At 63.8% G+C, this 20,645-nt stretch carries 17 protein-coding genes; 11 read left to right on the top strand and 6 right to left on the bottom strand.

Annotated elements, in window-relative coordinates; translation table 11 throughout:
* Window positions 1-43 precede the first annotated feature (43 nt).
* On the bottom strand, window positions 44-2,167 hold the full coding sequence (locus HNQ40_RS14190; RefSeq protein WP_184678489.1) for a tRNA uridine-5-carboxymethylaminomethyl modification enzyme MnmG/GidA: 2,124 nt from the start codon (window positions 2,165-2,167) through the stop codon (window positions 44-46).
* Between the two features lie 108 nt (window positions 2,168-2,275).
* Here HNQ40_RS14190 and HNQ40_RS14185 point away from each other — a divergent pair, with 108 nt between their 5' ends.
* Window positions 2,276-3,478, top strand: a complete 1,203-nt coding sequence (locus HNQ40_RS14185; RefSeq protein WP_184678488.1) for a ZIP family metal transporter — start codon at window positions 2,276-2,278, stop codon at window positions 3,476-3,478.
* Window positions 3,479-3,540: 62 nt separating this feature from the next.
* On the opposite strand, the gene HNQ40_RS14180 is transcribed toward HNQ40_RS14185, so the two are convergent.
* Window positions 3,541-3,891 (bottom strand): DUF3467 domain-containing protein, encoded by a 351-nt coding sequence (locus tag HNQ40_RS14180; protein WP_184678487.1) that lies wholly within the window; start codon window positions 3,889-3,891, stop codon window positions 3,541-3,543.
* Between the two features lie 116 nt (window positions 3,892-4,007).
* The gene (locus HNQ40_RS14175) at window positions 4,008-5,336 is read right to left on the bottom strand and encodes a complex I subunit 1/NuoH family protein (protein WP_221435541.1); all 1,329 of its coding nucleotides are present in this window, start codon (window positions 5,334-5,336) and stop codon (window positions 4,008-4,010) included.
* Window positions 5,337-5,463: 127 nt separating this feature from the next.
* On the opposite strand from HNQ40_RS14175, the gene HNQ40_RS14170 reads away from it, so the two are divergent.
* From HNQ40_RS14170 to HNQ40_RS14155, 4 genes are all read left to right on the top strand, one after another.
* Window positions 5,464-7,215, top strand: coding sequence for a S26 family signal peptidase (locus HNQ40_RS14170; RefSeq protein ID WP_184678485.1), 1,752 nt, complete (start codon window positions 5,464-5,466; stop codon window positions 7,213-7,215).
* Between the two features lie 360 nt (window positions 7,216-7,575).
* Window positions 7,576-8,187, top strand: coding sequence for an acetolactate synthase small subunit (ilvN, locus tag HNQ40_RS14165; protein ID WP_246402877.1), 612 nt, complete (start codon window positions 7,576-7,578; stop codon window positions 8,185-8,187).
* A 3-nt stretch (window positions 8,188-8,190) separates the two neighbouring features.
* On the top strand, window positions 8,191-8,988 hold the full coding sequence (locus HNQ40_RS14160) for an AAA family ATPase (protein ID WP_184678484.1): 798 nt from the start codon (window positions 8,191-8,193) through the stop codon (window positions 8,986-8,988).
* A gap of 24 nt (window positions 8,989-9,012) precedes the next feature.
* Window positions 9,013-9,462, top strand: a complete 450-nt coding sequence (locus HNQ40_RS14155) for a YhcH/YjgK/YiaL family protein (RefSeq protein ID WP_184678483.1) — start codon at window positions 9,013-9,015, stop codon at window positions 9,460-9,462.
* Window positions 9,463-9,473: 11 nt separating this feature from the next.
* Here HNQ40_RS14155 and HNQ40_RS14150 read toward each other — a convergent pair whose 3' ends face one another.
* The gene (locus tag HNQ40_RS14150) at window positions 9,474-10,457 is read right to left on the bottom strand and encodes a glycosyltransferase family 2 protein (RefSeq protein ID WP_184679257.1); all 984 of its coding nucleotides are present in this window, start codon (window positions 10,455-10,457) and stop codon (window positions 9,474-9,476) included.
* A gap of 267 nt (window positions 10,458-10,724) precedes the next feature.
* On the opposite strand from HNQ40_RS14150, the gene HNQ40_RS14145 reads away from it, so the two are divergent.
* The 5 genes from HNQ40_RS14145 (at window position 10,725) to HNQ40_RS14125 (ending at window position 16,664) form a co-directional block, all read left to right on the top strand.
* The gene (locus HNQ40_RS14145) at window positions 10,725-12,530 is read left to right on the top strand and encodes a hypothetical protein (RefSeq protein ID WP_184678482.1); all 1,806 of its coding nucleotides are present in this window, start codon (window positions 10,725-10,727) and stop codon (window positions 12,528-12,530) included.
* The gene (locus tag HNQ40_RS14140) at window positions 12,527-12,997 is read left to right on the top strand and encodes a GtrA family protein (RefSeq protein ID WP_184678481.1); all 471 of its coding nucleotides are present in this window, start codon (window positions 12,527-12,529) and stop codon (window positions 12,995-12,997) included. Before HNQ40_RS14145 ends, HNQ40_RS14140 begins: the two co-directional genes overlap by 4 nt.
* Before the next feature lie 42 nt (window positions 12,998-13,039).
* Complete coding sequence (locus tag HNQ40_RS14135) at window positions 13,040-14,758, top strand: sensor histidine kinase (protein WP_184678480.1); 1,719 nt, start codon at window positions 13,040-13,042, stop codon at window positions 14,756-14,758.
* 84 nt (window positions 14,759-14,842) lie between these two features.
* Window positions 14,843-15,415 carry an NADH-quinone oxidoreductase subunit B gene (locus HNQ40_RS14130; RefSeq protein WP_184678479.1) on the top strand — a complete coding sequence of 191 codons (573 nt, stop codon included), beginning with the start codon at window positions 14,843-14,845 and terminating at the stop codon, window positions 15,413-15,415.
* Window positions 15,416-15,539: 124 nt separating this feature from the next.
* Window positions 15,540-16,664 (top strand): adenylyltransferase/cytidyltransferase family protein, encoded by a 1,125-nt coding sequence (locus tag HNQ40_RS14125; protein WP_221435538.1) that lies wholly within the window; start codon window positions 15,540-15,542, stop codon window positions 16,662-16,664.
* Between the two features lie 3 nt (window positions 16,665-16,667).
* Here HNQ40_RS14125 and recN read toward each other — a convergent pair whose 3' ends face one another.
* Window positions 16,668-18,416, bottom strand: a complete 1,749-nt coding sequence (gene recN, locus HNQ40_RS14120) for a DNA repair protein RecN (protein ID WP_184678477.1) — start codon at window positions 18,414-18,416, stop codon at window positions 16,668-16,670.
* A 55-nt stretch (window positions 18,417-18,471) separates the two neighbouring features.
* Here recN and HNQ40_RS14115 point away from each other — a divergent pair, with 55 nt between their 5' ends.
* Window positions 18,472-19,611: a glycerate kinase gene (locus tag HNQ40_RS14115; protein WP_184678476.1), complete on the top strand. Its 1,140-nt coding sequence runs from the start codon at window positions 18,472-18,474 to the stop codon at window positions 19,609-19,611.
* Here the strand turns inward: HNQ40_RS14115 and HNQ40_RS14110 are convergent.
* Window positions 19,596-20,510: an AraC family transcriptional regulator gene (locus HNQ40_RS14110; RefSeq protein WP_184678475.1), complete on the bottom strand. Its 915-nt coding sequence runs from the start codon at window positions 20,508-20,510 to the stop codon at window positions 19,596-19,598. The two genes, HNQ40_RS14115 and HNQ40_RS14110, sit on opposite strands and share 16 nt — an antisense overlap.
* Between the last annotated feature and the right edge of the window lie 135 nt (window positions 20,511-20,645).

Genomic DNA, 20,645 nt, shown 5'->3' with positions numbered 1-20,645 from the left:
CGGGGCAAACGGATCGGGACATTAATCTCGCGCAAATGGACGTTTAGCGTCCCAACGCGACGCTGACGATCATCACGTCCGCGGGGTTCACGCCGGCCAGGCGTCCGGCTTGCCCGAGTGTGGTTGGGCGAAACTTGTCGAGGACGGCGGCGGCTTCATTTCGTAGGCCGGGGACAGCGTTGAAGTCGAAGTCGGTGGGCACGGGGATGCTCTCGCTCTCGGACAGCCGTTCGATCTCGCGGCGGCTACGGTCGATGTAGCCCGCGTACTGGCGGTTGGCGAGCACTGCACGGAGGGCACGGGCTTCACGCAACGCCTCCAAGTCCCCACCGTCGTCGAAAGCCCGCGGCTGCGGAGCTGCCGCGCAGCTCGCGTCGCCTTGGGCGTCAGAGCCGCGCCGAAGCTGCGCATCGGCGGGCTTTCGAAGCTCGGTCCACACCTGTTCGAGTCCGACGCCCGCGCTGTTGACCCACTTGCTCATGGGCTTGCCGTCGATTTGGGTGCTGTCGATCCACTTGTTGAGTTCGGCGATCCGCTGCTGCTTGGCTTCGAAGACCGACCAGCGTGCATCGTCGACGGTGCCCAGGTCTCGCCCCACCGGGGTGAGCCGGGCGTCGGCGTTGTCACTCCGCAGCAGCAGCCGGTGCTCAGCCCGGCTGGTGAACATGCGGTAGGGCTCGCGTGGTGTCTTGGTGACCAGGTCGTCCATCATCACGCCGAGGTACGCCTCGTCCCGGCGCAGCCGCCAAGGGTCTTGCCCACGCATGTAACGCACCGCGTTGACCCCGGCGATCAGGCCCTGGCCCGCGGCCTCTTCGTAGCCCGAGGTGCCGTTGATCTGCCCGGCGAGGAACAGGCCCGGCACCCGCTTGGTCATGCACGTCGCGTCGATCTGGTGCGGCCAGACCATGTCGTATTCCACGGCGTAGCCTGGCTTGAGGATCACCGCATTCTCACAGCCCGGCAGCGCATGGACGATCTTTTTCTGCACATCGATCGGCAGCGAGGTACTGATGCCGTTGCAGTAGATCTCGTTGGTCGACAGCGACTCGGGCTCGAGAAACACGTGGTGCGAGGTGCGGTCGGCAAAACGCACGACTTTGTCTTCGATCGACGGGCAGTAGCGCGGCCCGGCGGTCTCGATCTGGCCGTTGTACATCGGAGCCCGGTCGAGGTTGTTGCGGATCAGGTCGTGCGACTCGGCGTTGGTGTGGGTGATCCAGCAGACACGCTGCTCGGCGACGGGGAAGCGGTTCGCGACTTTGTCATACGCACCCTCGAAAGCCCGCGGCTGCGGAACTGCCGCGAGGCTTGTATCGTTCGGGGCGTCCGAGCCGCGCCGAAGCTTCGCATCGGCGGGCTTTCCTTCGGAAACCGATCCATCGCCGCTCCACGTCATCTCGCTGAATGGCGTGGGGTGCTCGTCGCCGGGCTGCACCTCCAAGCCCGAGAAATCGATCGACTCGGCCGCCAAACGCGGCGGGGTGCCGGTCTTGAGTCGGCCCAGGTCGAGGCCCAGTTTGGTGAGCGCCCCGCTGATGCCCACGGCCGAGCCTTCGCCGATCCGGCCGCCTTCGGTTTTCTGTTCCCCGGCATGCATGAGCGCCCGCATAAAAGTTCCCGTGGTCAGCACCACCGCTCCGGCTCGCAGGGTGATCGTTTTGTCGACCGCGTCGATCGCGCAGAACTCGCCGCAGCAATCCTGGGTTTCTTCGGGGTGGCCCTGGCCGTGCCCGCCGCGGAAGACGACGCCGACGCATCGGCCGTCTTCGACCACGAAGTCTTCGACCAGCCCGGGCAGGATGTCGAGGTTTTCGCGGGTGCCCAGCAGCCGTTGGACCTCGGCGGCGTAGGCGTATTTATCGTTCTGACAGCGCGGCCCTTGGACCGCGGGCCCCTTGCTGATGTTGAGCACGCGGAACTGGATGCCCGTCGCGTCGGCGGCGAGGCCCATCAGCCCGCCGAGCGCGTCGATCTCGCGGACCATCTGTCCCTTGGCCAGCCCGCCGATCGCGGGGTTGCACGACATCGCCCCGGTCTTGGACGGGTCCATGGTGATCAGCGCTACGCGACCGCCGGTCGGCGCGGTCAGGTTCGCCGCCGCCCACGCCGCTTCCGCGCCTGCGTGGCCGCCGCCGATGATGAGGATGTCGTAATCCGTTCGCATTGCGGGAAGTATACCCACCGCGGATCGCTTAACTCGGAATGTCCCAACCGTCTAAGGACTTGTCGGAACTGCTACAAACTCGCACGGGTGTGATAACGTACTCTCAATATGTCTACCACCGCCCTCCTCATCGTCTACTGCCTGGCCATCATTGCGGCCTCAGTCCTCGGCGGCCTCGTCCCGATCCTGATCCGCCTGACGCACACCCGACTGCAAATCGCGATCAGCCTCACCGCGGGGTTCATGCTCGGCGTGGCGATCCTGCACATGATCCCCCACGCGGTGGAAGCCCCCGGCGTCGCGCCGATGAGCGTCATGACCTGGGCTTTGGTCGGCTTCCTGGTCATGTTCTTTATCGAGCGGTTCTTCAGCTTCCACACCCACGAAGTCGCCGAGCTCGACGACGAGGGCAAGGTGCTGACCTCAGCCCAAGACCTGCCCGAGCACGACCCCAAGGAACACGCTCACCACCACGACCACGCGCACGCCCACAGCATGGCCGGCCACACCCCCGGCAACAAGCTCTCGTGGACCGGCGCCGCGATCGGCCTGAGCCTGCACAGCATCATCGCCGGGATCGCTCTGGCCTCGGCGGTGGCGAGTGAAGCGGGCGGGCACAGCGGCCACACCTCGGCTGCGATCGCGGGGCTGGCGGTGTTTATGGTGATCGTGCTGCACAAGCCGCTCGACGCCTTGACCGTGATCACCCTGACCGCCTCCGCAGGTTTCGCCAAACCGACCCGTCACCTGATCAACGGCCTGTTCGCCCTGGCGGTCCCGGTGGGTGTGGTGTTGTTCGGGCTGGGGCTGCGACAATCCGAGCTGGCGGAGTCCGGCGGGTTTGTGGCCTACGCCCTGGCGTTCTCGGCGGGCACGTTCCTCTGCATCTCACTGAGCGACCTGCTGCCCGAGCTGCACTTCCACTCGCACGACCGGGGCAAGCTGACCGCGGCGCTGATCCTGGGCGTGGTCTTGGCCTACGCGATGGCCACGGCCGAACACTCCATGCACGACCACGACCATGGCCACGGCGGACACGACCACCACAGCGGCCACCTCGATCACGACGACCACAGCGGACACGAGCACTCGGACGATGGCCATGAAGATGAACACGACCACCCCGGCCATGCCGAACCACCAGCGTTAAAGATCGATCCGCACGAAGGACACGATCACGGCGAACACGCGGGACACGGCCATACCGATCACGAGGGCCACACCCACGAAGATCACGCCCCCGCCCAAGCGCCGAAACCCGATCCCCACGAAGGCTACGACCACGGATCGCACGAAGGCCACGCGCATTAAAAGGTGGGGTGAGCCTGGCCCACCCCGCGGTGCAGTTTCTTTGACTGATGAGCAGGCTGGGCTCAGGCCTGATTCTGAGCGGCCGCGTTTTGCTCGACTTGTTGAATCACCTGGTTGAGGTGTTGGGCGAGTTGCTTGGCCGTGGTCAGGTTCATCGCGACGCGGTGTGAAACGTCGAAGCGGAACGAACCGACGGGCTGGCCGTCGCCGCCCTCGGTGGGTTGTTGGCCGAGGAAGCGGTTGATTCCCAGGTCCAGGAAGACTTCCTGGTTGCCGAGGTTGGTGCGGAACGCGTTGGCGTAGAGCGTGTCGACGTTGGCTTCGTTGAATTGAACGCGGACCTGACGCTGGCCGTCGGCACCGGCTTGGTTGGGGTCGAGGGGCTTGAACTCTTGGCCGTGGGGGTCAGACATGTGAATCTCTCTTAACTAAAGGAAGTCCGGAAGAAGCGGCGTGGCGATGAGCCACCTTCTCAAGGTGACACACCATGACGCCTGTGGATGAGCAAACGGTAAGCGGTTGATGAGATTTACGCGGGGTCGGGCGTCGCCTCGGATTCCAGCGGGCTGTAACGCGAACCCGCCAGCGGGATCCGGCGGTTGACCGGCGGGCCTTGGGGTAGCCGCGGGCCCACGAACATGCCGACCAGCAGCAACACGATGTTGGCCACAAACAGCCAGAACTTCTCGGCCGGGAGGTCGAGGAAGATGATGAACCCCGACAGCAGCAGCATCAGCAGCATGAGCGGGATCAGGCCGCGCCAGGCCAGCTTCATGAGCTGGTCAAACCGCAGACGCGGCAGCGTCCAGCGCACCCACATCATGAGGAACAGCAGCAGGAACACCTTGCCCGCGAAGACGCCAATCTTCAGCGACACAATCAAAATCCCCGCCAGCCAGCCTTCCGCACTGACCGGCAGCTCCAGCGGAATCCAGCCGCCCACCGGGTTCAGGCTCCACCCGCCGAGGAACAGTACGCAGAAGAACGCGCTGCCCGCGATCATGTGCATGTACTCGCCCAGGAAGAACAACGCCCACTTCATCGAGGAGAACTCGGTGTGGAAGCCGCCGACGAGTTCCTGCTCGGTCTCCGCGAGGTCGAACGGGGCGCGGTTGCACTCCGCCAGGATGCAGATGAAGAAGATGATCGCCAGGAGCGGGTGCGTCACGATGCCCCAGACGCCCCCGGCGCCCGCGGTCTGCAGGTTGGTGAGCAATTGCGTGTCGGGCGTGGCGTAGGTCAGGATCATGATCAGCACGCACAAGCCCATGGGGATCTCGTAGCTGACCATCTGGGCGGTCGCGCGGAGGCCGCCGAGGAAGGAGTACTTGTTGTTCGAGGCGTACGCCCCGACGACCACGCCGTACACCGCCAGCGAGCTGACCGCGAGGATGTAGATCACGCCGATCTGCACCGGGGCGACGGCGACACTGACCGTGCCCGCCTTGACCAGCTCGGTGCCGAACATCGTGATGCCCGGGAAGTCCCACAGGCCGCCCCACGGAATGACCGCCCAGCCGATCAGGGCCGGGATGACCGCGAGGGCCGGGGCCGCGATGAACAGCGCCTTGTCGACGCCCGGCGGGGTGTAGTCTTCCTTTACAAACAGCTTCAGGCCGTCGGCCAAGGCTTGACCGAGGCCGAGGTGTTTCTTGCCTTCGAACAGGCCGTTGATGCCCAGCTTCTTCCAGAGGTCGTCCAGGCCGAACGAGAAGTTCGTGCGGTTGGGGCCGGTGCGGTCCTGAACCCACGACGCGGTTTTGCGTTCGAGCAGGATCAGGTAGGCCGTGGACAGCAGCATGGCGTGGAGCAGGACCACGATGACCAGACCGCTGACGAAGAATTGAGCTGAGAGCATTTCGAAGTTCGGATTTCGGATTTCGGATCGGAATACCCGGCATCGCTGCGGGCCATTCGGCACTGAGTTTAGCCCCATCTCGCTAGCGCGTACAATCTGAGCCGACGATTTATACGCAAGGAAGCCCGTGTCGCAACCCCACTCGAAATCCAATGCCCGTCATCCGAAATCGACCGACGAGACGATCAAGGAAACCTTCGAGTCGATCGTGATCGCGTTCATCCTCGCGTTCATCTTCCGGGCCTACGTCGTCGAAGCCTTCATCATCCCCACCGGTTCCATGGCCCCCACGCTCCTGGGCGAACACGCCGCCCTGCGGTGCGAGCAGTGCGGCTACGACTTCGCCGTCGATCAGTCCGGCCAGCCCAACCGAATGACACGCAATCAGCTGCAAACCGCCACCTGCCCGATGTGCAAGTACCCGCAGCCGGTCCCCCTGAGCAGCCCGACCCAGACCGGCGACCGCCTGCTGGTCCAGAAGTACGTCTACTACGTCGCCGAGCCCACCCGCTGGGACGTCGTGGTCTTCAAGAACCCCCAACGCCTCAACGACAACGGATCCCCCGGCCCGAAAACCAACTACATTAAACGCTTGGTCGGCCTACCCAACGAATCGCTGCACCTGATCGACGGCAACGTCTACGTCCGCCCCTTCGACCAACCTAGCGCCCCCTGGCGCATCGCCCGCAAGACCGACCCGAAGGAAAACCGCCACTGGGAGAAGATCCAGCGGGCCGTCTGGCAGCCGATCTATCACAGCCAATACGTCCCGCTCGATCACGGCCGAGCTTTGCCCTCGCCCGGGGAGGACAACCCGAACCGCTACACGCGCGGACGACGCTTCGACTGGGACTGCCCCTGGGTGCCGCCGAGTGAACAGGTCGGAGCATGGGACCTCGGGAATGCCGAGGAAGGCTGGAAACGCTCGTACAGTTTCAACCCGACGGCCAATGCAACGGGCGGCTCCCCTTCATCATCCACCTTCGGTGAGCTGAGATTCAACTGGGCCGAGTACCACGGCCGCGGAACGTTTTATCCCTACAACACCCTCACCGGCGGACGCGGGGTGTTCGGGCGGCAACCCATCGAAGACATACGGCTCGCCGCCACCGTCGAACGCGGCGCAAACGAAGACCTCAGTATCGAATTCGTAGCCACCACGCGACTCGAACACGAGGTTGAAACGGTCGTCGCGCGATTCAATCCCGATGGAAAAGTCGAACTGCTCCGAGAGAACGACTCGGGCCGGACAACCCTGGCCTTGGGTCAGTCCAAGGCATGGCCCGATCCGCCCCGAGCCTACGAGTTGGAACTGTGGATCGTGGACCAGGAACTACTGGTCTGGGTCGATGGCGAGCTTGTGATTCGCAAAGCGTTTGACCTGCCGATGGACACACTCAAGCTGCGCGTCCCGCCGCAGGACCGCCCCGAGGTTACCATCCGGGTGATCGGCGGCTCGGCCACCCTGCACGGCGTGGAACTGGACCGCGATATCGCCTACACCCCCTCACTCAGCAGCAACGCCCAGGTCGCGACTTTCGGGGCGATGCGTCGCGCAGCCAATGGAACGCTGCGGGAAGTCCCGCCGATCCCGATCCGCCCAGGACGGTATTTCGTGCTGGGTGACAACTCACCGATCAGCAGCGACGGCCGGTTCTGGGGCGATGTACAGCCCTGGATCGAGAAGCGGATGTTCGAGGAGGCCGACGACTGGGAACCGGTCCCGGGGTACCCCTTTGCCCGCGACTACGCCCATGTCGTTCCGCGCGGCCTGATGGTCGGCCGGGCGTTTTTCATCTACTTCCCCGCCCCCTACGCCGTCAGCCCCGGGGGACAACAGCTGCTGCCCAACTTCGGCGATATGCGATTCGTGCATTGAACTTCTGCTGAAGTACCATAAACATCGGTTAGGCAACGGTTAAAACCGAAAGACCACCGCAGGTTTTCCACATCACGGCATCATTCACAGAGGGAATCCCCCGATGCCTCGGCCCACACCTGACCCGCCACCCATGAAACGGACGCCAATTGTTGTCTATCGCAATGATAAATATAGGTTTATCGCGCTATTGAATTAGCCAATCTCCCTGGATTAACACGATCTTAGCGCCCCACTCCCAGCCCCTCACCCCTCACTTCTGAACACAGATCACTTGTTGCACAGGTTATCCCCAGACCATTTTCCGGCCTCGCGATCCCACCTGCCCGCCCGATGCACGACGCGGGTATCATGCCGCCCATGAATGACTCCTCTTCCACCGATCTGGTGATGCGCCACGTCATCGCCGCCCTGGTCACCAACGAGCCCGGCGTCCTGGCCCAGGTGGCCGGCATGTTCGCCGCCCGCGGGTTCAACATCGATTCCCTCGTCGTCGGCCGGACCGAGACCCCCGAGCTCTCCCGCATGACCATCGTCGTCAACGGCGACTCCTCGGTCCTCGAACAGGTCCGCAAGCAGCTCCAGAAGCTCGTCCCCGTGGTCAAGGTCGTGGACTATCAGGACGTGGCCTATGTCGAGCGTGACCTCGTGCTCGTTCAGGTCTCGACGAAGACCGAGCAAGGCGACGCCGACAAGCGCGAAGAGATCATCACGCTGGCCAACCTGTTCCGCGCCAAGATCGTCGACGTCGCCAGCGATCAGATCATGATCGAGATGGCCGGCAGCGAAGAGAAGCTCGCCGCGTTCCTCGAACTGCTTGAGCCCTACGGCATCATCGAGCTGGCCCGCACCGGCGTCATCGCCATGCGTCGCGGCAACGCCAGCGCCTTCCGCCGCATCGCCCTGGCCAAAGCCGCCGCGGCCGCCGACGACGGCACCGGCATGGACGCCAGCGAACTGCCTCCGGGATAAAGCATGGCTAAGAGGCGTCAACCCCGGGCCATCACCGATGGACCGCCTTATCTTCATCAGGTCGTCCTCCGCGACCCTGATTTTCAAATAGGCGACGCCTTCCCGTTTAATCTCCCGTGGCTTACCCAGCTACCAATCGCCTTCGACGGACCCGTCACTTTTCTGGTTGGCGAAAATGGCAGCGGCAAGTCGACACTCATTGAAGCGATCGCTGATCTGAGTGATCTGCCTGTTTCGGGGGGCGGTCGTAACGAAGCCCAGTCTAATCACGGGCCCGAAGATCGCAGCATGCTCTCTTCATCCCTGCTGCCTTCATTCACGCAGAAGCCCACAGACGGTTTCTTTCTGCGGGCAGAATTCGGAGCCCATTTCGCATCACTGCTGGACGAAAGAGCAGCCGACCCGGAGTTCGGAAGAATCGCCTATGAACGTTATGGCGGCCGGTCACTGCACACCCGGTCACACGGCGAAGCTTTTCTTGAAATCCTCCAGTCCCAAATCAACAGTGGCCTGATCCTGATGGATGAACCCGAGTCTGCACTGTCGCCGCAGCGCCAACTCGTACTTTTGGCGCTGATGCACGACCGAGCACGCTCTGGGCTAAGCCAGTTCATCATCGCGACCCACTCCCCGATACTCCTGACATACCCCAACGCCACGATCTACAGCTTTGATGATGGGCGTCTCGAAAAAACAACACTCGAAGATACTGCTCATTATCAGATCACCCGTGGCATCCTCGAACAACCCGAACGCTACTGGCGGCATCTCCGCGAAGACTCGCAACACGATGACACGTAAAACGCCACATGATGAGTTAACGCAATGATCTACACCCCTGCTGAACACGCCGACCGCTACGCCGAGCTGCACCCGCTGCTGGGCGAAGCGTTTGTTGCGTTGCGTTCGTTTGACCTCACCACCCCCGACGGGAAGATCGAAATCCGCGGCGACGACTTGTTTCTCAACGTCGAGCGGTACACCACCCAGCCCGCCGAGGATCGACGGTTTGAATCGCACCGGGCCTACCTGGATGTGCAGGCGATTTTCACCGGGCGTGAGTCGATCTACGTTGAACCGATTGAGCGGTTGGACGTGACCGAGCCTTTCGACGCCGAGCGTGATGTCGCGTTTTATACCGGGCCACACGAGACTCGGCTGGACTTGCAGCCGGGCGACTTCGCGATCTTCTTCCCCGAAGACGGACACAAGCCCGTCTGCGAGTGCGGTGGGTCCTCGGAAGTTTTAAAAGTCGTGGCGAAGGTGCGGATCTAAGCCGACGCGGTTCAGGCCGTGGGCTTGTCTTGCGACTCGATCTGTTCGGTGAAGTGATCGGCCTCAAGACGACGCAGACGAAGCTGACAATCCTCGACGATCCGCCGGTTCGCGGCGAGCAAGTCGGCGAGCCAGCCGAACACGAGCAGTTGCACGCCGATGAGCAGGCAAACCGTGCCGACCACCAGGCTCGGCACGCGGCTGCGGTATTCATCCTCGATGAAGTACAGCAGCACCCATCGAGCATAAAGCAGCAGGCCCAGCCCCAGGGGCAGCAGGCTCAGGCAGGTGAAAAACATCTTGGCCCGGTAGAGCATCGAGATCCGCAGGATCGTGCCCATCGAGCGGGTCACATAGGCACGGATGCTCTTCACCAGACGCGACGGGCGGGTCGGGCCGTTGGTGCGGATCGGCACGTTCACGACGTGGATATGCTTCTGCCCGGCCTGGATGATGGTCTCAAGCGTGTACGTGTACGGGTTGAATACGTTGAACTGCATCGCGGCGTCGCGGCTCATCGCGCGGAACCCGCTGGGGGCGTCGGCGACATCGGTCCCGCTGGCGATGCGGACCACGCCGCTGCCGAACTTCTGCAGGAACTTCTTGATCGGGGAGAAGTGCTCGGTCTCGGCGATCGGCCGGGCGCCGATGACCATGTCGGCCGAACCTTCAAGAATCGGCGCGGTCAGAGCGGGGATGTCCTGGGCGTTGTACTGGTTGTCCGCGTCGGTGTTGACGATCACGTCCGCCCCGGCCTTGATCGCCGCGTCCAGGCCCGATAAGAACCCGGCGGCGAGGCCACGGTTGACCACATGGGACACCACGTGATCCACGCCGTGCTGCTTGGCGATCTCCACGGTGCGGTCCGTCGAGCCGTCGTTGATGATCAGCCACTCGACTTCATCAAAACCCTCCACCTCACGCGGCAGGTCCGCCAGCGTCTCGGGCAGGGTTTCTTCTTCGTTTAAACACGGAATCTGGATGATCAGTTTCATCGCCAGCGTCTCGCTTTGCGGGCCCTCGACCGGTTCGTTCCACGCCCACTGGCGATATCTACCCATCGGCCAGCCCCCCGGCGGGGTTGATAAATTCTCGGTGAGCCGTGAAATACAGTCCGTAGTGGGTTCCGCCACGGATTCTCATTACCCGGAGCCCGAAACTGCCGAAATAGGTAGGAGTTCGCCGCCACAGAGTGACCATTGATCCACCTGTGGCGCCGCCCCCCGAAACCCACACTGCGTCCCCAACCGCGAGATGATCCTGTGAACGACAACCCCGCTGCTGAATTATCCGAACGCCCCCGCGTCGCGGGTTGGGAGTGGGGGTTGCTCGCGGTCCTCATGTTGGGCGGGCTGCTGAGCTGGGCCCGGTATTACATGAGCTTTGAGATGCCCAACCCCGACTTCTTCGGGATGGTGGACATGGCCCAGGCCATCTTCGGACTCCACCTGCCCGGCACGCTCAAACGCATGCCCGGCTACCCGTTCGCCTTGGGCTTGGTGGCGATGCTGATCCCCGGCGATCGGCCGTTCGTCCACGCCTCGATGATCCTCGGGCTGGCGTGCTCCGCCACAAGCCTGGTGCTGATGTTCCTGATCTCCAAGCGGCTGGTCGGCCGGGCGGCTTTGATCCCGGTGATCGCCCTGCTCGGCACGCCGCTGTTCTCGCTGATGTCGACCCAGACGATGCTCGAGGCGTTCATGGGGATGCTGATCCTCGCGACGTTCTGGCTGTCGGGCCGAGGCTCGCAGTGGGCATATGCGACGGCGGCTTGGGCGACGCTGTGTCGGCAGGAGTGCGCGATCCTGGTGCCGTTGGTCTGGGCGGTGAACCTGTGGGACCAGCCCAAGGGTTGGCTGAAGCACACCGCCAAGGCATTCGTCGCGGGCCTGCCGCTGGCGACCTGGATGCTGTTCAAACGATGGGCCGGGCAACTCACCGGCGGAGCCGATGCCTACGTCCAGGAGATGGCGGGCATGGGCTGGCACATCGAGTGGAGCAAGGTCTGGCTGATGCTCGAACCCTTCCCCGATGCCCACATCATCTTCCAGGGCCCGCTGCTTCTCCTCGCGGCCATCGGCGTGGTCGTCGGACTGAAACGCTGGCCCAAGATGGCGCTGATGCTGCTGGGGTTTTTCGCGTTCTACAACCTCGTGCACATCGTGTTCAGCGTCTACCGGTTGCGTTACGCGTACCCCGTACTCTTTGTCGTACCGTTGTTCGCCACGGCCGGTGGGCAGTGGCTGCTGGCCTGGATGGGCTCGATCACCGAGAACAAGCCGAAACTACGCGCCGCAGGGGCCGTCGTGATCGGGCTGATGGCGTTGGCGTGGGCGGGCAACCGTTGGATGGACTTCGGCCGGTTCGATGTGATGCCCTGGCAACACAAGGAAGACTTCCTTGGGCTCGCGGTGCTGCTCATGATCGTCCTGGGCGTGACGGGCGTGATGGCCCTGCGCGGCTCGGCGATCGTCCGCGTCGGCATCACCCTGGGCATCGTCGGCTTCGCGACCGGGCCGCTGCTGTTCGCCGCGGATGTCCGTGCCCGCGAGCAGGGCTACTACGACGACGCGAACATCCGCCACCGATACGCCGTCGACTGGATCGCAACCAACCTCGCCCCCGGCGAAACCGCCGCCGTGCCACGCGGACACTCGCTGCTCTACTGGCGCGACCGTTTCGACCCCGCCACGGTGTATGACATCACCGAATTCAATTCCGAAGACGCTTCTGCCTTCTTCGCCGACCTCGATCGCCTGGGCGTGGACTACCTGATCAAAACGCAGACCCTGCGCAAACCCACCGACGAGTCGGAGCTGAACTACAACCGCGACATGCACTACTACCACTGGCAGCGGGCTCACTTGTCCGAGCCCTTCCGTGACGGCGGCGAGGTCGCGGGCTTCGAGTTGGTCGACACCATCGAACACCATGAACCCGCGGTCGTGCCCGTCGAGCCGATCTACATCTACCGCGTGGTGCGTGACGAGATCGTCGACGACGAGAGCGACGTAAGCTATCGGCTGGACCAAAACCCCACCGTCCAACGCGAGGCGGATCAGCCATGAGCGCAAGCGCCCCCACCACCGACCTGCCCCCGCAAGAGACCGCCGAAGCCCCGGCCGAGACGCCCCGCTTCCGCAAGCTCTTCCGCTACCTCGTGAACACCGGGTTGAGCTTTGTGGTGAACCTCGGGCTCACCGCCCTGCTGCACGAGGCCTTCGGCGTCCGCGAAGCCACCTCGTATGCCGTGGCGCTGGTCACGGTATTCGTGATGAACTTCCTGCTGTTCCGTTACTACGTCTTCGACGGGCGGACCGACCAGCCCGGCAAGCAGCTCGCCACGTTCGCGGGCACCTCGGTCGTCTTCCGCGTCAGCGAGTGGTTCGTCTTCCGCCTGCTCCACGAAAAGCTGGGCGTGTACTACCTGCTGGCGATCATCCTGGTGCAGGGCACAACCTTCGTCATCAAGTATTTCGTGTACGGCGGCTGGCTGTTTAACCGTAAGGCCAAGGCCGAGCCCGCCGAGGCGTGAGGCCCGCACGCAACCGTCCCGCCGACCGGATAAACTGATCCGATGCTCAAGGGCATCCGCATCAGCCTCGCCAACAAGTGTCAGTTGCTCTTCGGCCTCGCCGTGGTGTTGGTGATGACCGCCGCGCTCACGGTGGTGGGCTGGCGGATGCAGACGCTGGTCGAACAGGCCCCGCAGCGCCGCGCCAAAGACCTCGCCGAGATGTGGCTGGCCGAGCAGATCACCTTCGGCGAGCCCGTGCAACGCGTGGATGAAACCGACAACCCCGTGTTCACCACCGGCGTATTGCTCACCCTCATCGAAGAAGACGAACTCGAATCCACTTCCGCCGAAGACCCCTTCCTCGAGCAGGCGATCGAGCGTTTCGATCAGACCCCCGCCGCCTCGGAGTTCTTCGACGCCTCGCGCGACGACGACGGCCAACTCACCTTCCGCTACGCCCGGGCGGTGCGGGCGTCGGACGTGGCGCGGATGGAGGGCACGTTCGAGGCCGGGCTCGACGCGGCCGGCCTCGCCGACCCGTTACAACAGGTGCTGCTCGTCCGACTCCGCGACCAGGAAGCGGCGATGCAGCAGACGCTAAACCGCATCTACATCGTCGCCGCCGGGCTGTTCGCGGGGCTGCTGGCGATCGCGGTGTTCTACTACATCACGACCCGCATCATCCTCTCGCCGGTGCGGGTGCTGCGCGGTTATGCCGAGCGCGTCTCCGAAGGCGACATCCTCATCCGCTCGGACATCAACACCGGCGACGAATTCGAGCAGCTCTCGGATATGTTCAACACCATGCTCGAGAGCATCAAGGCCAATCAGGACGAGCTCCAGTCGGCCAACAAAACCCTGGACATGAAGCTCATGGACATGGCAGAGTCCAACGTCGCCCTGTTCGAGGCCAACAAGGTCAAGGGCGAGTTCCTCGCCAACGTGTCACACGAGCTGCGGACGCCGCTGAACTCGATCATCGGGTTTGCCGAGGTGTTGCAGGAAACCCTGGCCGACCGCACCGGCCCGATCGACGACAAGCGTAAGCGTTACGCCTCGAACATCATCGTGAGCAGCCGACGCTTGCTCGAACTCATCAACGACCTGCTGGACATCGCCAAGATCGAAGCGGGCAAGATGCAGCTGCGTCTCGCCACGGTATCGGTCATCGACACACTCGAGGGCCTGGTCACACTGATCCGGCCGCAAGCCGATAAGAAAAAAGTCCGGCTGTTCGTTGAGGTCTCGCCCCGCCTGCCGATGATCGAGACCGACCCGGGCAAGCTGCAGCAGGTGGTGTTCAATTTCCTGGCCAACGCGGTGAAGTTCACCCCCGCGGGCGGGACCGTGACCCTCCGGGCCGAGAGCGCCCCGCCGCCGCCCGAGGTGCTCGATCCGAATCGCAAATTGGATCGCTCGGCGTCTGCGGTGTCGATCGATCCGGCCGACGCGGCGTACGTCCGCATCTCCGTCGCCGACACCGGCCCCGGCATCAACCAGGAAGACCAAGACCGCATCTTCGACAAGTTCACCCAGCTCGACCCCAGTGTGACCAAGTCCCACGGCGGCACCGGACTGGGTCTGACGATCGCCAAGGAACTCACCGATATGCTCGGCGGCACGCTCAACGTCGAATCCGCCCCCGGCCGCGGCGCGACGTTCAGTATCACCCTGCCCATCGTGACCGAGATCGAGGAAGAACCGCTGCCCGAGACCGACGAAACGGAAGCAGAGGCAGTAGACGGTGAGCCCGCTCCCGCTGAGCCCGCATCGGAATAAGACCGGCCCGCGGCGTTGGACGCGACGCACCACGGCCCTAGAATAGAGTTGTAACGTCTGTCACCCCGTACCAAGGTCCACCCCATGGGCATCGAAGCCGCACTCCCCGCCGAAGGCATCCTCACCACCCAACTCCAGAAAGTGATCAACTGGTCACGCCGGAGCTCGGTCTGGCCGATGCCCTTCGCCACCGCCTGCTGCGGTATCGAACTGATGGCCACCGCGTCGTCCCGCTACGACCTGGCCCGTTTTGGTGCTGAGGTCATGCGGTTCAGCCCCCGCCAGGCCGACCTCATGATCGTGGCCGGCCGGGTCAGCGTAAAAATGCTGCCCGTGCTGCAACGCATCTACCAGCAGATGACCGAGCCCAAGTGGGTCCTGTCCATGGGCGCCTGTGCAAGCACCGGCGGCGTCTTCGACACCTACGCCACCGTCCAGGGCATCGACCAGTTCATCCCCGTCGACGTCTACGTCCCCGGCTGCCCACCCCGTCCCGAGACGCTGATCGAGGGCATCATGGCCATCCAACGCATCATCGACAACGACGGCATCCCCCCCACCGGCCCCGACGGCCTCCGCCGTCCGCTGAACATCACCGTCGAACCGACGCACACCGTGGGTAGCCAGCCGACCTCGTTGACCGTGGGCCAGAGCTAACCGCCTTTCTCGATCAATGTTTCTTCGATCGCGAATCTAAATTTGAATCCGGGGTGCTCCCAGTCCAACAGACCGTCTTGACTCGGAGCCGGAGGAACGATTGGATCGACCCAACACACGAGTCATGATCAGCGGGTGCTTCGATCTCTTGCACTCGGGTCACGTCGCTTTCCTGCTTGAAGCCGCGCAGCTGGGCGAGCTATACGTCTGCCTCGGCAGCGACAGCACGGTGCTCAAACTCAAGGGGCGTTCCCCCGTCACCGACGAGCGCGAACGGGCGTACATGGTGCGGGCGATCCAAGGGGTCCACGAAGTCCGCGTTTCCCGAGGCGACGGCCTGCTCGACTTCCTGCCCGAGATCCAAGACATCCAGCCCGACATCTTCTTCGTCAACCGCGACGGCCACTCCCAAGAGAAGCAAGACGCTATCGAAGCGCACGGCGTGCAATACCTGGTTTCCGAGCGTCGCCCCCACCCGGGCCTCACCCAGCGCAGCACGACCAGCCTGCGCGACCAGGACTTCATCCCGCACCGCATCGATCTGGCGGGCGGCTGGCTCGACCAACCTTTCATCAACTCGCTTCACCCCGGCCCGGTCATCGGCTGCTCGATCGATCACCAGGACCGCTACGACACCCGAAGCGGCATGGCCAGCTCGACCCGGGCCACCGCAGTGAAACTCTGGGGACGCCGCTTGCCGGTCGACGACCCGGAATATCTTGCGAAGGTTTTGTTCGCCTTCGAAAACCCGCCGGGTAGCGGCGACGTCACCGGGAGCCAGGACGCCATCAGCATCGTCTACCCCGGGATCACGCGGATGCACTACGACGGCGGCTACTGGCCGACGCAGATCGACAACTGCGTCGACCACGATTTGATCCAGTTCCTCCAGGACCGGCTGTACGTGAAGTATGTGGGTGCCCGCCCCGGCAGTTTCAATGTGCTCGACGAGCGAAACCCCAACCCCGCCGATACGAAGAGGCTGGCCGAGGCATCCGAAGGACTCTGGTCCGCGCTGCATCGCAAAGATGCTTCGGGGGTTGGCGAGGCGATGACCCGGAGCTTCGATGCGCAGACCGCGATGTTCCCCTTGATGCGCAACGACGCGATCGATGCGGCCATCGCCGAGCACGAGGACTCGGCGCTCGGGTACAAGGTCAGCGGCGCGGGCGGCGGCGGTTATGTGATCTTCTTCAGTGAACAACCCATCGCCGACGCATCACAGCCACGTCTGCGCGGCGCAGACTGATTCTCACATCGCCTGATTGAGCAATTCTTTCGCCTGCTTCTTGCTGGTCGCGGTGACTTTCTCGCCGGCCATCATCTCGGCGAGTTCGTTGACGCGGGCGTCGCCCTCGAGGGTGCCGACGGTGGTGTGGGTCTGCTTGGCTTTGCCCTTGCCCACGACGGTCTTGACGATGTGGAAGTGGCGGTCGGCGAAAGCGGCGATCTGCGGGAGGTGGGTGATGCAGAGGATTTGGTGATTGGGTGATTTCGCGATTTGGCGATTGCTCTTGCCCGCCGCTTGCGGCTTAGCAAGGGCACGGAGTTTACTGCCGATGACGCTGCCGAGGCGGCCGCCGATGTTGGCGTCGATCTCGTCGAAGACCAGCACGCTAATGCGTTGGCCGTCGCCGGTGGTGGCGAGGACGGACTTGATCGCGAGCATGGTGCGGGATAACTCGCCGCCCGAGGCGATCTTGCGGATCGGGCGGGCCTCCTGGCCGGGGTTGGTCTGGACGATGATCTCGACGGCGTCGAACCCCGTCGGCGAATCGTCGATACGGTCGAAGGCGACCGACAGCTTCGCCTCGGCCATCCCCAAGTCGGCGAGCTGTTTCTCGATCTGCGGCGTGAGTTTCTTCGCGGCTTTCCGCCGGGCGAGCGTGAGCTTTTCGCCGAGCTGGGCGAGTTGCTTGTCGAGTTGAGCGATGCGTTCGTCAATGCGGGACTGGTCGTGGTTCTGGCTGCGTAGGTGGTCGAGTTGTTCGCCGAGTTCGTCGCGGAAGTTCAGGACCGACTCGACGGGGTCGGGCGAGGGCACGCCGTCGCCGTACTTCTGGACGAGGCGGTTGATGGTGTTCAACCGCTCGGCCACCTCCGCGGCTTCCTCGGGGTTGTGCTCGAGTCGATCGACGTAGCGTCCCAGTTCAAACGCGGCTTCCTGAAGGCTGAGCGTGCAGGTGCGGACCTGATCGGTCACCTCGGCGAGCCCGGGGTCGAGCTCGGCCAGATCGATCATGAGGTGCGTGATCGCCTGCAGCCGCTCGGTCACCGAACCCTCGGCGTCGTAGAGCGCACTGTGCGCGGCGCTCGCCTCGCCCTTGATCTTCTGCACGTTGCCGAGCACCGTCTCGCGGGCCTGCAACTCGGGGAACTCGCCCAGCTGGAGCTCGGCCGTATCGATCTCCTCGGCCTGGAATTCGTACAGTTCGAGCTGCTGCCGACGGAGCGTGGCCGAGGCGGCGAGTTCTTCTTTTTCCATCCGCAGCTCACGCCGCTCGGCGAAGGCCACGGCGAACTTCTCACGCTGTGCCACGCAGCCCGCAAAGGCGTCAAGGATGGTGAGTTGGTTGGAGGGCTTGAGCAGGAACTGATGGTCGTACTGGCCGTGGATGTCGACGAGCAGGTCGGCGGCGCGGCGCATCATCGCCGCGGTGGCGGGCTGGCCGTTGACGGAGAGCGACGATCGGCCGGACGCGAAGAGCTTGCGGGTGATGAGCATCTCGTCGCCCGGCTCGATGGTCTGGTCGAGCGCCGCGGTGAGGGCCGCGGCCAAGGCCGGGGTGTCGGCCTCGAACACGCCGGAGATCCGGGCCTCGTCGGCCCCGGGGCGGATCATGTCGGTGGCTTTGCGGAGGCCGATCAGGGCTTCAAACGCCCCGATCACCAGTGATTTCCCCGCCCCGGTCTGCCCGGTGAAGACGTTGAGCCCGGGCTCGAACTCGACCGTTGCGTCTTCGATCACCGCCAGGTTGGAGATATGCAATTCGCGGAGCATCCGTGCACCTCGCTCGGTTAATGTTTGGGTTTCGTTTGAGGTAGCATACCACGCGATGCGGATCATGCTAGCCCCGGACAGTTTCAAGGAATCGTTATCGGCCCGGGCCGCCGCGGACGCCATGGCCGTGGGGATTGCCCGCGTCGATCCGACGATCGAAATCGACCGCTGTCCGGTGGCCGACGGGGGCGAGGGGTTCGTGTCGGCGTTCGGGTCGGCAGATCAATTCCACCAACACGAAACGACAGTCGCAGGCCCGCGGGGCCAGGCGGTTGAGGCGAGGTGGGCGACGCTATCCGAGCACACCGCATTGATCGAGATGGCCGCCGCGTCGGGCCTGGAGCGACTGGCCGAGTCTCAACGCAACCCACTGCGGACCACCACGCTAGGCACGGGCCACTTGATCGCTGAGGCACTAGACCGTGGGAGCCAACGCATCCTGGTGGGCCTGGGGGGTAGCGCCAGCAACGACGGCGGTACGGGGATGGCCCAAGCCTTGGGGGTCTGCTTCTACGACAGTAACGGTCTGCTCATACCCGGGCCGATGTGCGGCGGTCTGCTCGCACAGATCGCACGCATCGACATCGACCATGTCATGCCGAACATGTCCGGCGTTGTCATCCAGGCCGCTTGCGACGTGACCAACCCGCTCACCGGACCCAGCGGTGCCTCGGCGGTGTACGGCCCGCAGAAAGGAGCAACGCCCGATCAGGTCATGGTCCTCGACGATGGTCTGCAACACCTGACGCGACTCATCCGCGAACAACTGGACATCGACGTCGAGCACATCCCCGGCGCTGGCGCCGCGGGCGGGCTCGGCGCGGGATTGATCGCTTTTGCAGGAGCGACTCTGTTGCCGGGCATTGATCTTGTTTTAGACGCAACCGGATTCGCCCAACGTGTCGCATCGTGTGACCTCTGCCTGACCGGCGAGGGACGTCTCGACGCCCAGTCGCTCTCCGGGAAGGCGGTCACGGGCGTTGCGCAAACCGCAAAGCAACGGGGCGTACCAACGATCGCGCTGGCGGGGGCCATCGAAGGCGACACCGCCCCGCTGCACGAGCGTGAACTGCACGCTTGTCACGCCATTTCGTCCGGGCACCCCATCCACTACGCCATGCAACACGCCTCAATACTCTTGGCCGAAAAGACCGAATCAGTCGTGCGTGATTGGATCGCTCAACGGGCTAGGTAGTTATGGGCCCGGCGGTACCGCGTGGGCGTGGCGTCCATGCACCGGCGGAACTGACGCGAAAAATAATTGCTGTCGGTAAAGCCCACCTGGTGCGCGATCTGGGTGATGTTCAGGTCGCTGTCTTCGAGCAGCCTGGTCGCTTGGCGGATGCGCAGTTGGATCAGGTAGTTCAGCGGTGTCTGCCCCGTGGCTTTGCGGAAGACACGCACGAGTTGGCTCGGCGAGAGGTGGGCGGCCTCGGCCATGTCTTCGAGGGTCCACGGCTGGTCGTAGCTGTTCTCCAACTCGCCGATCACGCTGCCCAACCGGAGCAGCGATTGCCCCTCGGTCGTCTCGGTGCGGTCGTACTGACGGGACAGCGCAATCATGAGTTCGAAGAGCTTGGTCTTGGCGGCGATGGCGTAGCCGGGGCGTTGCTGCTCGACCTCGTCGAGGATGGTGGACGCCAGGCGTGTCGTGCTTTGGAGGTCGACGGGGGCCAGGTGCAAGCGGCTTTCGAAGCGGTGCTGCCGACGGTACATCGGCTCGAAGAGGAACATCGCGTTGAACCCGGGGATCTGCCGGAGCTCATCGGTGGGCATCTCCAGCAAGGCCGGGTCGTACATGATGTTGATCAGCTCCAGCCCGTCGCGGTCGCTGTAGTAGTGGCGGTCTTCGCGCTGAAGCAAGAACACGTCGCCCATCGCGATGGGGTACGTAAACCCCTTGAGGTGATGCAGCGCTCGGCCGGCCGTGACGATGACCAGCTCGTTGAAGTCGTGGTCGTGCTCAACCTCGGTGAGGTCGTGTGGGTGGGCGGCCTTCTTGCGTCCGGTGGCTTTGGGCGCAGCGACGCGCACCCCGCCGACGGGGCAGGCTTGGGGGTTGAAATAGTGGCGGCCTTGGGCTTGCACCGACATGATGCGCCTATCGTGCTACCAATTGCCCGGATCGTCAAGGTTTCCATGAAGCCATGTGGCACAATACCATGGCTCTAACCCGTAGCGCGTGATGCGCTATTCATGATCAGCTTCCTTCATCTCCCTCACGGCCCC

Origin of the sequence: Algisphaera agarilytica (genome assembly GCF_014207595.1) — a bacterium.
Taxonomy (GTDB): domain Bacteria; phylum Planctomycetota; class Phycisphaerae; order Phycisphaerales; family Phycisphaeraceae; genus Algisphaera; species Algisphaera agarilytica.
This window is presented reverse-complemented; position numbering and strand designations above follow the sequence as displayed.